The organism is Marinobacter lipolyticus (genome assembly GCF_018424605.1).
Lineage (GTDB): Bacteria > Pseudomonadota > Gammaproteobacteria > Pseudomonadales > Oleiphilaceae > Marinobacter > Marinobacter lipolyticus_B.
In genome coordinates, this window is the sequence record NZ_QTKT01000024.1 from 1 (window position 1) to 1,329 (window position 1,329).

The following is a 1,329-nucleotide window of genomic DNA, read 5'->3' on the forward strand; positions in this document are numbered from 1 at the left end:
GCGAGCCTGTAAATAAATCTGTGTAACTGCCCACCTCACTATAGGTGACCGTCCAGGCGGTCACCGAATTCGATAATAAAGCGATTCAGTGCAGGCTTCCAATCCCGGATCGGCATGGTCCATTTCTTTGATGCTTGCTGGATCGCCAGGAACGCCACCTTCAGCGCTGCATCATCACTGGGGAACAGCTTCCGGCGCTTGGTTGCTTTGCGGATTACGCTGTTCAGTGACTCAATGGCATTGGTGGTGTAGATCACCTTCCGGATGGCCGGTGGATAGTCGAACAGCGTTATCAGGTTGTCCCAATGGTTGTACCAAGACCTAGCGATTTGCGGGTACTGGCCATCCCAGCGCTCTGCAAAGTCGTCCAGCGCCGTTCGAGCTTCCTGCTCGGTGGCCGATCTGTAGATTTGCTTCAGATCCGCAGTGACGGCCCTGTAGTCCTTCCAGGACACATACCGCAGCGAATTACGAACCATGTGCACGATGCAGAGCTGGACCTTGGTCTGGGGGTACTCCGCCGCAATGGCATCCGGGAAGCCTTTGAGACCGTCCACACAGGCGATCAGGATGTCCTCCAGACCACGGTTCTTCAATTCCGTCAGTACTGACAGCCAGAACTTCGCGCCTTCGGTCTCAGCAAGCCACAGGCCCAGCAGCTCCTTCTGGCCTTCCATGTTGATGCCCAGAGCCAGGTATAAGGACTTGTTGATCACCCTCTTGTCCTGACGAATTTTCAGAACAATGCAGTCCAGATAAACAATGGGGTAGATCGGATCAACAGGGCGATTCTGCCACTCGTGAACCTGATCGATTACGCGCTCCGTCACCTTGGAAACGAGTGTTGCCGAGATGTCCGCGTCGTACATTTCTTTGAAGGCGTCCACGACGTCTCGTGTGCTCAATCCCTTGGCATACAACGCCAGGATCTGATCATCCATTTGGGTCAGCCTGGACTGTCCCTTACGGACGAACTGAGGCTCGAAAGAGCCGTCCCGGTCACGGGGTGACTCGATTGGTACTTCGCCATGCTGACCTTTTAGGCGTTTGGCAGAGTAGCCATTACGACTGTTGCCGGTACCACGACCTGCCGGGGCATGCTTCTCATAACCGAGGTGCTCATCCAGTTCGGCATTGAGTGCGGTTTCAACGGTGAGTTTTACGAGTTGCTGGGTGAGGGCTCCGAGGTCTTTCTCGGACTTGATATCTTTGGCCAGCTCTGCGGCCATGGCTTTGAGTTTTTCTTGGTCCACTTGTGTACCCACGATGGTATCCTTTTGAAAAGATTACTCAGTCGTGGGCAGTTACACAATTTGGTTTACAGGCTCT

General features: G+C 54.0%; 1 protein-coding gene. It reads right to left on the minus strand.

Annotation, left to right across the window (positions count from 1 at the left end):
• Positions 1 to 38 precede the first annotated feature (38 nt).
• A complete protein-coding gene (locus tag DYI22_RS17275; RefSeq protein WP_213479293.1) occupies positions 39 to 1,253 on the minus strand; it encodes an IS256 family transposase in 1,215 nt (404 codons plus the stop codon).
• Between the last annotated feature and the right edge of the window lie 76 nt (positions 1,254 to 1,329).